This is a genomic window from Micromonospora sp. NPDC047762, assembly GCF_043204655.1.
GTDB lineage: Bacteria > Actinomycetota > Actinomycetes > Mycobacteriales > Micromonosporaceae > Micromonospora.
Genome location: NZ_JBIDCQ010000005.1, coordinates 433,526 through 447,621, shown reverse-complemented (window position 1 = coordinate 447,621; position 14,096 = coordinate 433,526). Strand labels below are relative to the sequence as shown.

General features: G+C 71.3%; 10 protein-coding genes. All 10 read left to right on the top strand.

Features of this window, described 5'->3' with window-relative positions; translation table 11 throughout:
• Nucleotides 1–4: 4 nt before the first annotated feature.
• Complete coding sequence (locus ACGF3C_RS19155; protein WP_393223551.1) at nucleotides 5–4,369, top strand: toxin glutamine deamidase domain-containing protein; 4,365 nt, start codon at nucleotides 5–7, stop codon at nucleotides 4,367–4,369.
• Nucleotides 4,366–4,806: a hypothetical protein gene (locus ACGF3C_RS19150; protein ID WP_393223548.1), complete on the top strand. Its 441-nt coding sequence runs from the start codon at nucleotides 4,366–4,368 to the stop codon at nucleotides 4,804–4,806. The genes ACGF3C_RS19155 and ACGF3C_RS19150 overlap by 4 nt, the downstream gene beginning before the upstream one ends.
• A gap of 361 nt (nucleotides 4,807–5,167) precedes the next feature.
• Nucleotides 5,168–5,875: a deoxyribonuclease V gene (gene nfi / locus ACGF3C_RS19145; protein WP_393223545.1), complete on the top strand. Its 708-nt coding sequence runs from the start codon at nucleotides 5,168–5,170 to the stop codon at nucleotides 5,873–5,875.
• A 151-nt stretch (nucleotides 5,876–6,026) separates the two neighbouring features.
• Nucleotides 6,027–7,085, top strand: a complete 1,059-nt coding sequence (locus tag ACGF3C_RS19140; protein ID WP_393223543.1) for a hypothetical protein — start codon at nucleotides 6,027–6,029, stop codon at nucleotides 7,083–7,085.
• A gap of 69 nt (nucleotides 7,086–7,154) precedes the next feature.
• Entirely contained in the window at nucleotides 7,155–8,540 is a 1,386-nt protein-coding gene (locus ACGF3C_RS19135) for a phosphomannomutase/phosphoglucomutase (protein ID WP_393223540.1), read from the top strand.
• Between the two features lie 61 nt (nucleotides 8,541–8,601).
• The gene (locus tag ACGF3C_RS19130; RefSeq protein WP_091394023.1) at nucleotides 8,602–8,787 is read left to right on the top strand and encodes a Trm112 family protein; all 186 of its coding nucleotides are present in this window, start codon (nucleotides 8,602–8,604) and stop codon (nucleotides 8,785–8,787) included.
• The gene (locus tag ACGF3C_RS19125; RefSeq protein ID WP_357232160.1) at nucleotides 8,784–9,980 is read left to right on the top strand and encodes an SIS domain-containing protein; all 1,197 of its coding nucleotides are present in this window, start codon (nucleotides 8,784–8,786) and stop codon (nucleotides 9,978–9,980) included. The genes ACGF3C_RS19130 and ACGF3C_RS19125 overlap by 4 nt, the downstream gene beginning before the upstream one ends.
• A gap of 67 nt (nucleotides 9,981–10,047) precedes the next feature.
• Nucleotides 10,048–11,052, top strand: coding sequence for a cation diffusion facilitator family transporter (locus tag ACGF3C_RS19120; RefSeq protein ID WP_357232157.1), 1,005 nt, complete (start codon nucleotides 10,048–10,050; stop codon nucleotides 11,050–11,052).
• Between the two features lie 3 nt (nucleotides 11,053–11,055).
• Nucleotides 11,056–12,219, top strand: a complete 1,164-nt coding sequence (gene manA / locus ACGF3C_RS19115) for a mannose-6-phosphate isomerase, class I (RefSeq protein WP_393223536.1) — start codon at nucleotides 11,056–11,058, stop codon at nucleotides 12,217–12,219.
• A 279-nt stretch (nucleotides 12,220–12,498) separates the two neighbouring features.
• The gene (ahcY, locus tag ACGF3C_RS19110) at nucleotides 12,499–13,998 is read left to right on the top strand and encodes an adenosylhomocysteinase (RefSeq protein WP_357203292.1); all 1,500 of its coding nucleotides are present in this window, start codon (nucleotides 12,499–12,501) and stop codon (nucleotides 13,996–13,998) included.
• Nucleotides 13,999–14,096 lie beyond the last annotated feature (98 nt).

Sequence of the window (14,096 nt, the reverse complement as noted above, 5' to 3'; positions counted from 1 at the left end):
TGAGATGAGCGTGCTGCCGAGCCCCATCCCGCACCCCCTGGACCACGCGCCGTGGGACGTGCCCGGCTGGATCTACGAGGCCCTCGACTGGGTGGTCGGCGTGCAGTGGCCGGACGGCAACGAGCGGGCCGTCTGGGACGTCGCCGACCAGTGGTACGCGGTCGCCTCCGTGCTCGCCGGGCCGCACGCCGACGCCGCCACGGCCGCCGTCGAGGTGCACAACGGGTACGGCGGCGTCGGAGCTGTCGACGCGGCGTTCGAGGCGGCCTGGCGGAGGATCGCCGAGGGCGCCGACGCTCCGCTGCCCGTGCTGCTCGCGGTCACGGCCGACCTGGGCCGACTGGTCGAGGAGTGCGGTTGCGACATCGAGGGCGCCAAGCTGGAAGTCTGGATCGAGCTGGGCATCCTGGTCATCGAGTTGCTCACCGTTGCGGTGGCGGCGGTGCTGACCGCCGGTGCGGCAACCCCGGCCGCGGGGGCGGCGATCACCGCGACGCGACTGCTGGTGCAACAGATCTTCAAGCGGCTGATGGGCCAACTGGCCAGCAAGTCCCTCAAGCACGGGCTCAAGGAGGCCGGCGAGCGGGCCGCCAAGGAGGTCGCCCGAGGTGGCGCGCGCGGGTTCGCCAAGCGGGCCGCCCGGGGCGGGCTGGAGGAGGCCACCGAGGAGGCCGGGGTCACCCTGGCCACCCAGACGTACCAGAACTCCAGCGGGCGGGCACACGGCCTGGACCTGACCGATCTCGGCGCGTCGGCGGTGGGCGGGTTGGCCGGCGGAGCGGTGGCACCGCTGGCCGGCCTGGGCCGGCACGCCACCGGGCGGGCGGCGAAGGTCGGGGAGCACCTGGGGCGGGAGATGACCGGCGAGGTGCTCGCCGACAGCGCGGCGAGCCTGGCCACCGGTCAGGGCCTGACCTCGATGGAGGACGTGGCGCGCGCCGCCGCGTCCGGGGCCACCGGTTCGGCGACCGGGCAGACCGACCACGCGCTACGCGCCCGGCTCGACGCGCAGGCCAACGCCCTCGCCGGAGCATCCTTCACGGGCCCCTCCCTTCCGCCCGTGTTGCCTGTCGCGGGGGATGCGGCCTCTACCGGAGCGGCTCCCTCCTTCGGGGTCTCGTCTGCCGCGAGTGCTCCCTCCGCAGGGGCTGTCGGTGGTGTGGCTTCGGGTGGTCCGGTTACGGCTGCGAGCGTTCCGATGCAGGCGACGGAGGGTGTCGCCACCACTCCACCGGACCAGGTGGCTGCGCCGACACCACCGGTTGCCGAGCAGTCACGAGGAGCCGGGCCGGCGTCTCCGGTCGCGCCCGACGCGCACACGTCGTCCCCGACGCCGGTCGGCGCGCTGTCCGACGTGGACGTGGTGCACAGTGCGGTGGGCGTCTCCGAGACGGGTGGGTCGCTCGGCGACAGAGCGGGCGTCCCGCACCCGGTCACGGCCGACCCCGCGCCGTCGGCGACGACCACCAACCCGACCACGTCGGCGGTAGGTGATCCGAGTCAATCTGTGGTGGGTGCTGATCCGAGGCTTTCGTCGGCGTCCGCGCCCGTGGTCGGCCCCCTCGAATCGGGCAGCGGGCCGGCTGCCACCGGTGTGCCGCCGGTCCAGCCCGCAAGTTCCCCGCACGTCACCACCTCCGGACCGACCGCCTGGTCTCCGGCGACCGTCCCCTCCGGACCGACCGCCTGGTCTCCGGCGACCGTCCCCTCCGCACCGACGATCACCCCAGGCCCGGCGGCACCGATCACCTACGGCGCCCCGACGACAGCCAACGGGCCGCTGCCGGTCGCCTCCACCCCACCGGTGGTGGGTCGATTCACCGTGCCCGCGCGTGTCCCGACCCGGCAGACGCCCGCACCGGTGCGAGCGCCCGACCATCCCGCCCGGGGAAGGGCGTCGATCCCCGTCGACGTGGCCGCGTTCGGCGCCCCGTCGGTGCGCGAGCCCGACACCAACGACGCGTACGCGGCGCAGTGGGCCGCAGCGGCCGAAGCCGCCGAGCGGCGGCGCTACCAGGACCACTACGAATCGCTGCGAACCGGGTTCGAGAACAACCGCCGGCAGTCCGAGGCCGCCCGACTGCGCACCCGCGCCGTGGAGCACGATCGCCGAGCCGTCGAGTACGCCACCTACGCCCGCCAACTGCACCAGGCCGGCAACCGGCAGTGGGCCGACGGCTGGCAGCGCGCCGCGAACGAGGAAGTTCGCGAGTACTCCGAATGGCGTGACCTGGCAGACGCGGTGCTGGCCGGCACCACGGCCCCGCCGGTCGTCGACATCAGCGCCACCTTCGAGCACGCCAACCGGGACGTGGGCGCGCTCGCGCTCGGCGCGGTGGAGACCACCGGCCCGTCCAGGCTCACCGGCGACGACGATCCGCCGCCGATCGACAACTCCCGGCCGTACGGGCAGCCCGGAGGACTCCGGCCACCGCTCGCCCTGCACCAGGTCGACGTCGAACGACAGATGCCCCGTGGACCGGACGGCACCGTCACCCGCACCGCCGACCCCCGACACGGCGGCTGGTTCGGGCTGCTCAACGACGGCGGTCCCGCGGCCGACGCCACCCGGGGCATCAACTGCCTGGACTGCACACTGTCGCTGTTCGAGACGTGGGTGCACGGGCGCCCCCGCGTGTCGGCGCCACGAACCTTCGACGGCTACCTCGACGGTGACATCCGGCGCCCCATCCGTGGCGAGGCGGGCGGCCCCGGCCGGGTGGAGGACGTGACCGGCGGGCGCTTCCAGAAACTCCTCGCACCGGCGTCCGGCCAACGCACGGACTCCGCACAGGCGCGGCAGGCCGCCGACCGGGGCTACCGCAACCTGCACGACCAACTGCTGCTGGGCGGGCACGGCAGCTACTCGTTCCTGGTCACCGAGTGGGCGCACGGCGGTTCACACGCCTGGGTGGCGCTCAACCAGAACGGCACTGTGCTCTACGTGGACCCACAGAACGGCGTGGTCCGGGACCGGCCGCTCTACCCCGACGTGGTCGGCATCGACGCGCTGGTGCTGAGCGGAGACGGCCGACCGATGCCGCTCGGCGGACTGCCCCGGGGCCGGTTCAGCGAACGGCCCGACCTGCCGGATCACCCGCCGACGCGCGACGACGGCGGCCACGGCGACCCGTACATCAACCGGATGTACCTGCTCCTCGACGGCCCGGGCTCGGCCCCGCCGTCGCCCGACGCCAACGTTTCAGCGAGCGCCACACCGGATGGCGGTAGTGCCCGCACCGTTCTGTCGGCCAGCAGCCTGGACGACGTTTTCGCGGCGGGGGTGACTCCCGTTGAGTTCGCGACGGCGGTCGACAGCCCCACCCTTCGTCGGCTGGTTCCGGGCCTGGACGAAGCGTCGGCACGGGATCTCGTGCGACTGTTCGCCGACGACCGGGTCCGGGACATGCTCGACGCTGCCCGACGAGAGCCGCCCCCGAACGAGCCGGACCTCGCCGAGCAGTTGGTGCGGCAGTTGGTGCAGCAGCCGGACCTGGCGCGCATGATCCAGTCCACGCCTGAACTCGCGGCGTCGCTGACGTCCCGTCCGCTGACCCTGTATCACCTGGCCAGCCATCAGCAGGCAATCGACGTCCTCGCCGAGGTACTGAACGACGTCGCCCAGCAGGAGGCGACGCGACAGGATTCGGACCGCCGGGAAGTGCCCCCACCAGAGCCGACACCCCTCACCAGCGAGCAGTTGACGATCAGCGCAAGCATCCAAGTGCGTCGAGGACCGGTGGCGCAGGCAGGGTTCGACGAGGCCAGACGGAACGACGCTGGCTACCGGAGGCGTTACCTCGACGATCTCTACTCGGCGGCGGTAGAGGCGCAGGTTGATCTGAATCAGCTTGCGGTATCCCTAGCCCAGGTTGATGGTCTTCGTGTCGGTGAGCCCGGCTGGCGTCCTCAGCCCAAGGATCGTCGTCGAGCTGAGGACAAGGTGGCCAAACACCAGGGCGATGCGTCCAAGCTGCTCGACCTGGCCGCCGCGAAGGTCGAGTTCCGCAACCTCGACGACCTCTACGCGGCACTCGGACGGGTCAACGACTACCCCGGCATCGCTGTTGTGAGCTGTGAAGATCGATTCGTGTCACCAATGAGTAGTGGCTATCGGGACGTGCAAATCGTGCTGCGGATGCGGAACGGTCACCTAGCCGAATTTCGCCTCCACCTGGCTGCGCTTGACGCCGTTGCTGTCTGGGAGCATGTGCTTTATGAGGTCCGAAGGGACGTGGAGGCCCTTGCCGAGGAGGAAGGCCGAGCCCTGACACCTCGAGAGCGAGCGATCACAGATGGCATTCGCCTTCGTGAGCAACAGCTGTTCTGGACGGCATTACAGTCAACCTTCGAGGAGAAGTCTGAATGACCGAGATGCCGGGTCTGGTGCTTCCCTCCTACTACCTCTACTACCAATCGCCAGTGAAGATCGTCGAGACTCCCGACGGCGGTGCCAGGGTCTGGCGGCTGTCTATCGACTCTGGTGGTTGGCATGAGAAGAACGACATCTTTGCTGAGGTGACCCTAGGCGTCGGAGGTGACATATTCCGGCGCACCGCCGAGGACTTCGTGCAGGAGGTCGAGGCGTTCCGGGCGCACTATCTCAAGGGTGAAGGGCCGATCTTCGCGCTCTACGAGACGGTGCGTTCGATCGAGCTTCTGGCGGACGCTGAGGCGCGTCACGAGACGCCGAAGGAGCAGGCGCTCATTCGCGGGATTCGGCAGCGGACGTTCGTCATGTTCGAGGAGCAGCTTCACGAGGCCGGTGATCCTGGCGCGGACCCCGACATCGGGAGAGCGACGTAGGCGTGGGCTTGCCTGAGCGTGGGAGAGATCGGCGGGGCCCTGGCGGGGCCGAATAAGATCGACGCATGGCGAAATCTGGTACGCAGAGCGTCAGGTCCACTGTCTGGGCCTGGCCGGTCGGCCTCCTGATCGGTCTGGCGATCGGCATTCCCGTGTTCGGTGCGAAGGGTGGCGTTGCCTTCGGTATCGCCTTCTGCACTGCCTTCGCCCTTGGCCTGGGTGCGATCAGGAGCCGGGCCGGCGGTGATCCTGCCCAGGATGGCGGGGCCGCCGGGGATGGCGTCGGTGCCTCAGGTCGAGGGTGATCGACTCCGGTTCATTGATGTCGGGGCATCCAGGGCGGCGGGACCACCCGACTTCCATGAAGCCGAGTGGATCATGGAGAGCGCCGCAAGCGTCGCAATGGCCGGGCAGTGTCGCCGAGGCGGTGGCCGTACAGGAGGAGTTGCGGCCGCTTGTGGACCTGGTCGGGCCGGGGCCGAGCGCGCCCGCGACGGTGGCCGGCCTGGACGTCGCGTACGCCGAGGGTGGTGACCTGCTGGCGGCGGCAGTGACGGTGCTGGACGCCCGGACCCTGGCGGTGGTGGACTCCGCGGTCGGTGTGGGGCGACCCGCGTTCGATTACGTGCCGGGGCTGTTCGCCTTCCGTGAGCTGCCCGCGTTGCTCGCCGCGCTCGACCGGCTGACGACCATCCCGGACCTGCTGGTCTGCGACGGGCACGGGCTGGCCCATCCGCGCCGGTTCGGGCTCGCCTGCCACCTGGGGGTGGTCACCGGGTTGCCCGCGATCGGCGTGGCGAAGACGCCGCTGGTCGGGGTGTGGGATCCGCCGTCCGCCGAGCGGGGTTCCTGGTCGTCGTTGCGCCACGGTGGTGAGGTCGTCGGGCGGGTGCTGCGGACCCGCGACGGGGTGAAGCCGGTCTTCGTCAGCGTCGGCCATCGGATGAGCCTGGAGAACGCGGCGGCGCGGGTGCTCGCGTTGACTCCGCGCTACCGGCTGCCGGAGACCACCCGCACCGCCGACCGGCTGTGCCGTGACGCCCTCGCCGAGGCGGAGCGCGCCCGCTGATTGGCTGGTCAGTCCAGCGTTCGGGAGGTCGGTGGGAGGGGCGGTAAACCGTAACGCCGCACACATGCGGGGCGCTCTATGACCGGTGGGACAGGTGGGCCGGTAGTAGCCTGGCCGGCGGACCCCACCCGGGGAGAACGGCGAGGTAATCATGACAGTGCGTCGACGCGTGGCACGGCTCGCGGCGGTCTGCGGTCTTGCGGGCGGCCTGGTGATGCTCGGTGCGTCACCGGCGCTGGCCGATCAGGATTCGGTCCGGGTGGGCGCGGCCAGCAGCTTCGCCGCCGGTGGTTCCGCGCAGGGGGTGAACGTCGCGGTGCGCAAGCGCACCGACGGGTGTGTCCTGCTGCGTACCGCGCTGGGCTTCAGCCTGCAGGGCCTCCAACCGAACCAGGTGGCGGTCGAGGTCAACGCGGGCGGGCGCTGGTTCCCGGTGGCCGTCACCGGCGGCACCGGCACCGTGTCGACAGCGCAGACGTCACCGTCGAAGCCGACGCTGTGCAAGGGCAAGGGCATCACGGTGCGCTACCGGGTGGCGTTCGCGGCGGGTTCGCCGGGTGGCCGTCTCGTGGTCACGGGCGTGGGCATCAGCGCCTCCGGCCAGACGCTGGGTCGCGCCACCGACGCGGCGCGGCTGACCGGAGCGCGGGTCACTCCGTCGCCGACTCCGTCGCGGTCGAAGACGCCGACGCCGACTCCGAGCCCGACCGAGGTCGCGACCGTCGACGAGGCGGTGAACCCGGCGGCGCAGGGCGGCGTCTCCGCGGCGCCGAGCACCACGGCGACCGCCGCCGAGTCGTCCGGAGGATCGCCGGTGATGTACTTCGGCATTGTGCTGGTGGCGGTCGGACTGCTGCTCATCGTGCTGCTGTTCCGCCGCTCGCGGCAGGACCGCAAGCCGTCCGACGAGGCGCCCGACACCCTGCCGGGCAACCCCGGCGGCACCACCTACCGGGCCGGGGGTGGGTTGCCGGCCGCGCCCGGTCGCCCCGGTCAGGTGTACGGCCAGCAGCCGCCGGCCGCCGCCTGGGGTGGTGCGGTGCCGTCACCGCGTCCCGCCACCGGCGGGGTTTACGGTGCCCGGCCGGACACCCCCGCCCCGGAGGCCACCCAGCCGATGCCGGGCCGGCCCGACGGTCGCCCGAAGCCCGGTGACCCGCCCACCGACGGTGACGGCCACACCGTGTTCATCCCCCGCCTCCCCGGCTGAGCGGAGGACGGCCCGGCCCTCCGTTAGGCTCAGGATCGGTGTCTAACCCGCGGCCAAGGAGTGGAACACGTGTCTGATCTGTCCCAGATTGTGAAGGCCTACGACGTCCGCGGGACGGTGCCGGACCAGTGGGACGAACGGGCCGCCGAGGCACTGGGCGCCGCCTTCACCCAACTGCTCAACTCCACCGACGAGCCGGGCGATGCCGTCGTCGTCGGGTACGACATGCGGGCCACCTCGCCCGGCCTGGCCGCCGCGTTCGCCACCGGCGTACGCGCCGAGGGCCGCTCGGTGATCGAGATCGGCCTCGCGTCCACCGACCTGCTCTACTACGCGTCCGGCTCGCTCGACCTGCCCGGCGCGATGTTCACCGCCAGCCACAACCCCGCGCAGTACAACGGCATCAAGATGTGCCGCTCCGGCGCGCGCCCGATCGGCCAGGAGAGCGGCCTGGCCGAGATCCGGGAGCGGGCCCAGGCACTTCTGGACTCGGGCGACGCTCGTCCCGCCGGAGCGCCGACCCGGCCCGCCGAGCGGCGCGACCTGCTCCCCGACTACGCCGGCTACCTGCGCAAACTGGTCGACCTGTCCGGCATCCGGCCGTTGAAGGTGGTCGTTGACGCCGGCAACGGCATGGGTGGCTTCACCGTTCCGACGGTGCTGGGCGACGCGGCCCTGTCGCCGCTGCCGCTGGAGATCGTGCCGCTCTACTTCGAGTTGGACGGCAGCTTCCCGAACCACGAGGCCAACCCACTGGACCCGGCGAACCTGGTCGACCTTCAGCGCGCTGTGGTCGAGCACGGGGCGGACATCGGGTTGGCCTTCGACGGTGACGCCGACCGGTGCTTCGTGGTGGACGAGCGCGGTGAACCGGTCTCACCGTCGGCGATCACCGCACTCGTCGCTGCCCGTGAGCTGGGCAAGCACCCGGGTTCCACGGTGATCCACGGCCTGATCACCTCAAGCGCCGTCGCGGAGATCATCCGGGAGCACGGTGGGAAGCCGGTCGTCGCCCGGGTCGGGCACTCCTTCATCAAGGCGGAGATGGCCCGCACCAACGCCGTCTTCGGCGGCGAGCACTCCGCGCACTACTACTTCCGGGACTTCTGGTTCGCCGACACCGGGATGCTCGCGGCGATGCACACGTTGGCCGCGCTGGGTGAGCAGTCGCTGCCGCTGTCCGTGTTGGCCGGTGAGTACGAGCGCTACATCGCCTCCGGCGAGATCAACTCGACGGTGACCGACCAGGCGGCGGCGGTGGCCGAGGTGCGCGACGCGTACCCCGACGCGGTCGCTGACGAGATGGACGGGCTCACCCTGCGTTTCCCCGACGGCGCCTGGTTCAACCTGCGCGCCTCCAACACGGAGCCGCTGCTGCGGCTCAACGTCGAGGCACCCACCCGGGATCGGATGGTCTCGCTCCGGGACGACGTGCTCGAGCGCGTTCGCCGATAAGATCGCCTGCGCCGGTCGGCACCGCCGTCGGTCAAGCCGTACACGTGGAAGGAGCCGTGCCATGGCCCTGGATCCGCAGTTGCTGGAGATCCTTGCCTGTCCGGACACGCACCACGCCCCGCTCACCTATGACGCCGAGGCGCAGACGTTGACCTGCACGGAGTGCGGCCGGATCTTCGAGGTCCGCGACGACGTGCCGGTGCTGCTGCTCGATGAGGCGCGCGGCGGCCCCGGGCAGTCCTCATGATCGACGGTACGGCCGGGGTCAGTGGGCGCCGTGACGCCGACGAGGCCCTGCTCGACAACCCGCAGGCGTTGGCCGAGGCCGACCCGGGCGGCATGCTCCGGCACACGGCGTCGGGCGGAGCGCAGGTTCGCGAGAGCGCCGCACTGGCAGCCGAGGCGAACCTCGCGGTGCTCGCCGACGACGGGCGGCCCCGAGCCGTCGTGATCGCCGGCATCGGCACCGCCGGGCGTACCGGTGACGTGCTGGCCACTGTCGCCGGGCCACGCTGCCCGGTCCCGATCATCGGGCACCGCTCCGCCGGCGTGCCCGGTTGGGTGGGCGCGGCCGACGTGGTGATCGCGGTGAGCGCGTCCGGACGTAGCCCGGAGGCGCTCGGCGCCGCCGAGGCGGCCCACCGCCGTGGTGCCCGACTCGTCGCCGTTGGTGCCCCGGATTCGCAGTTGCAGTCGATCGCCGAGCAGGCCCGGGCGCCGTTCATCCCGGTGCCCCGGCGTGCCCCGGCCCGGGCCAGTCTCTGGGCGCTCACGGTGCCGGTCCTGCTCGCGGCCCGTTCCCTCGGGCTCGTGAAGGTGAACGAGGCCGACCTGGCTGAGACCGCGTCCCGGCTCGACGCGGACGCGGACCGCTGCCGATCCGCGGCCGAGTCCTTCGTCAACCCGGCGAAGTCACTGGCGCTGGGCCTGGCCGGCTCGATCCCCATCGTCTGGGGTTCGTCCCCGCTGGCCACGGTGGCGGCCCGCCGGTTCGGCGACACCCTGTCGGCAAACGCCCGCTACCCGGTGGTCACCGGAGCGTTGGGTGAGGCCGGGCGGGGTCGGGTCGGGCTGCTCGACGGCGTCTTCGGCGGCCTCGCCGAGGGGGAGCGGGACATCTTCGCCGACCCGGCCGAGGACGACGGTGAGGGCACCCGGCTGCGGCTGGTGCTGTTGCGCGACGGCGGCCTCAACGCCGAGGACGACACCGACGAGCCGCTCGCCGTCGAGGAGCGCCGTGCGGACGCGGTGCAGACCCTCGCGGAGCGCCGTGGCGTGCGGTGCGACGTGGTGACCGCCGAGGGCGGCTCCGCCCTGGAGCGGCTGGCGTCGCTGATCGCCGTTCCGGATTTCGCCTCGATCTACCTTGCTCTGGCACACGGGTTGGACCCGATGGCCGTTCCGGCCATCACCGAGATGAAGGAGCTGTCGAACCAGTGAACGAACGTAGGGGGCGGCGCGTCATGCGCGGACCGAGCGGCTTCGTGCGGCGAAGCGGAGCGGTGGCATGAGCGCCAACGGTGGGACGAAGGCGATTGTCGCCGCCCTGCTGGCCAACATCGGCATCGCCGTCACCAAGTTCATCGCGTTCCTGCTCTCCGGCTCGTCGTCGATGCTGGCCGAGGCGGTCCACTCGGTCGCCGACTCCGGTAACCAGGGCCTGCTGCTGCTCGGCGGCAAGCGGGCGAAGCGCGCGGCCACACCGGAACACCCGTTCGGGTACGGCCGGGAGCGCTACATCTACGCGTTCATCGTGTCCATCGTGCTGTTCAGCATCGGTGGCCTGTTCGCGCTCTACGAGGCGTACCACAAGTGGCATCACAAGGGTGGCATCGAGTCCTGGCACTGGCTGCCGGTGGTCGTGCTGGTGTCGGCGATCATCATGGAGTCGTTCTCCTTCCGGACCGCCATCAAGGAGTCCAACCACATCCGGGGCAACCAGTCCTGGGTGCGTTTCATCCGCCGGGCCAAGGCGCCGGAGCTGCCGGTGGTGCTCCTGGAGGACTTCGGCGCGCTGGTCGGTCTGGTGTTCGCCCTGTTCGGCGTCACCATGACGCTGATCACTGGCAACGGCGAGTGGGACGCCGCCGGCACCGCGATGATCGGCATCCTGCTGGTGGTCATCGCCGTCGTGCTGGCCATCGAGACGAAGAGCCTGCTGCTCGGTGAGGGCGCCGAGGCGTCCGAGCTGACCGCCATCGAGCGGGCCGTCACCGACGGCCCCGAGGTGGAGCGGATCATCCACATGAAGACGCTCTACCTGGGCCCGGAAGAGCTGATGGTGGCCGCCAAGATCGCCGTTCCGGAGTGGGAGAGCGCCCACGACCTGGCCCGTGGCATCAACGCCGTCGAGGCGCGGATCCGCGCCGCGGTGCCGATCGCCCGGGTGATCTATCTGGAGCCGGACGTCTACAGCACCGCTGCCGCCGAGGCAGGCACCGGTGCCGCGGCCGACACCGCGGTGCCGCAGCAGGACACGTCGGGCGAGCCGGCCGGGCGGCCCGGGGGCTGACGGGTGGAGCCACTGTACGGGCCGATCCGGGACTACGCCTGGGGCTCGCGCTCGGCCATCGCCCTCCTGCAGGGGCGAGCGGTGCCGAGCGCGGGCCCGGAGGCGGAGCTGTGGTTGGGGGCCCACCCGGGCGCCCCGGCCCTCGTGGATCGTGCCGGCCTGCGGGTGAGCCTCTGTGACCTGGTGCGGGACGAACCTGGGCAGTGGCTCGGCCAGCGGGTGTCCGAGCGGTTCGGCGACCGGCTGCCGTTCCTGCTCAAGGTGCTCGCGGCCGACGCTCCGCTGAGCCTGCAGGCCCACCCGGACGCCGAGCAGGCGCAGGCTGGCTACGCGGCGGAGGCGGGGCGCACCGAGGGGCCGCGCAACTACTCCGACCCGCACCACAAGCCGGAGTTGCTTGTCGCGCTCACCCCGTTCGAGGCGCTGTGCGGTTTCCGGGATCCGGCGGAGTCGGCCGAGGCGCTCGCCGGGTTCGGCGTACCGGAGTTGGCGCCTGTGGTCGCCGCGTTGCGGTCCGGGCCGGCAGGGTTGCGGACGGCGGTGCGGACGCTGCTCGGCTGGCCGGTCGCCAAGCGTCACGACCTGCTGGCCGCTGTGGTGGCGGCGCCGGCCGACGGCCCGGACGCGGAGCTGACCCGCCGACTGGCCACGGCGTACCCGGGGGATCCGGGGGCACTGGTCGCGCTGCTGTTGCACCACCTGCGGCTGGAGGCGGGGGAGGCGATCTGGATGCCCGCTGGCAACCTGCACGCCTACCTGAGCGGCTGCGGCGTGGAGATCATGGCGGCCAGCGACAACGTGCTGCGCGGCGGCCTGACCCCGAAGCGGGTGGACGTCGACGAGTTGTTGCGGGTGTTGCGCTTCGAGGTGCTCGTCGATCCGGTGCGGGCCGCGGAGCCGGTCGGCCCGGGCGTGGACTGCTGGCCCGTACCGGTGGACGACTTCGCGCTGCACCGGGTCCGGGTCGACGCGGCGGTCCCCTCGGTGACACTGTCGCTGCCCGGCCCCCGGGTGGTGCTCTGCGCTGGTGGTTCGATCACCGTGGACGACGGTGCCGGCGCGTTGACGCTGGCCTCCGGCGAGGCGGCGATCGGTACGGCGTTGGAAGCGCCGCTGCGGATCGACGGCGCCGGTGTGGCGTTCGTGGCGACGTCGGGGCTGCGCTGACCTCGACTCGGGTCAACGACACAAGTCCGACTTTCCCGGAATAGCTTGACGTCACCCTGCCTGAGTGTGACTCTATGAGTACGCAGCGTTATCGCGACGACGGTCCGAGAACGTGCGGGGGAACCAAACCGGGGGGATGCACGGGGCGGGCGGGACGTGGGCGGGAAAGTCCGTCCATCACCGACCGCCCCGTGCGCTGTCCGCCGACCGTGCCTGATGCCCGTCGCCGACGCGCGTAAGGTGGAAGGTCGGCGCAGACATCGTTCGACAGGAGCTTTCATGACCAGCACCCTCCCGGCGTCCGCCAGCGGCACGCCGTCCGAGGCCCGGCCGAGCACGCTCGCCGACGGCGACTTCAAGGTGGCGGATCTGTCGCTCGCCGAGTTCGGGCGTAAAGAGATCCAGCTCGCCGAGCACGAGATGCCCGGCCTGATGGCGATCCGTCGCGAGTTCGCCGAGGCGCAGCCGCTCGCCGGCGCGCGGATCACCGGCTCCCTGCACATGACCATCCAGACCGCCGTCCTGATCGAGACGTTGGTCGCGCTCGGCGCGCAGGTGCGCTGGGCGTCCTGCAACATCTTCTCCACCCAGGACCACGCCGCCGCAGCGATCGTCGTCGGCCCGGACGGCACCCCCGAGGCTCCGGCCGGGGTTCCGGTGTACGCCTGGAAGGGCGAGACCCTTCCGGAGTACTGGTGGTGCACCGAGCAGGTGCTCGCCTGGCCGGACGGGCAGGGCCCCAACATGATCCTCGACGACGGCGGCGACGCGACCCTGCTCGTACACAAGGGCACCGAGTTCGAGCGGGCCGGGGCGGTCCCGCCCGTCGAGTCCGCCGACTCCGAGGAGTACGCGGTCATCCTCGAGCTGCTGCACCGCTCGCTCGGCGAGGACGGCCAGCGATGGACCCGGATCTCCGGCGGCATCAAGGGCGTGACCGAGGAGACCACCACCGGTGTGCACCGGCTCTACGAGATGCACCGGGCCGGCACCCTGCTCTTCCCGGCCATCAACGTCAACGACTCGGTGACCAAGAGCAAGTTCGACAACAAGTACGGCTGCCGGCACTCGCTCATCGACGGCATCAACCGCGCCACCGATGTGCTGATCGGCGGCAAGATGGCGGTCGTCATGGGCTACGGCGACGTGGGCAAGGGCTGCGCCGAGTCGCTGCGCGGCCAGGGCGCCCGGGTCGTGGTGACCGAGGTGGACCCGATCTGCGCGTTGCAGGCCGCCATGGACGGCTACCAGGTCGCCACCCTGGACGACGTTGTCGAGCAGGCCGACATCTTCATCACCGCCACCGGCTGCTTCGACGTCATCACCAACGAGCACATGGCCCGGATGAAGCACCAGGCCATCGTCGGCAACATCGGCCACTTCGACAACGAGATCGACATGGCCGGGCTGGCCAAGCGGTCCGACGTCGAGCGGATCAACATCAAGCCGCAGGTCGACCTGTGGCGCTTCGCCGACGGGCACGCCATCATCGTGCTCTCCGAGGGCCGCCTGCTGAACCTGGGCAACGCGACCGGGCACCCGAGCTTCGTCATGTCGAACTCGTTCGCCAACCAGACGATCGCCCAGATCGAGCTCTTCACCAAGACCGAGGAGTACCCGATCGGCGTCTACGTGCTGCCCAAGCACCTGGACGAGAAGGTGGCCCGACTGCACCTCGGCGCACTCGGCGCGAAGCTGAGCACGCTGACCAAGGAGCAGGCCGCCTACCTCGGCGTCTCCACGGAGGGTCCGTTCAAGCCGGATCACTACCGCTACTGATCGACATCTCTGGACCGGGTCGGCTGTTCGCAGCCGGCCCGGTCCGTCGTCTCCGCCCTGCCCGCTGCACGCCGCGATCGTGCCCGGCGCTCCCGCGA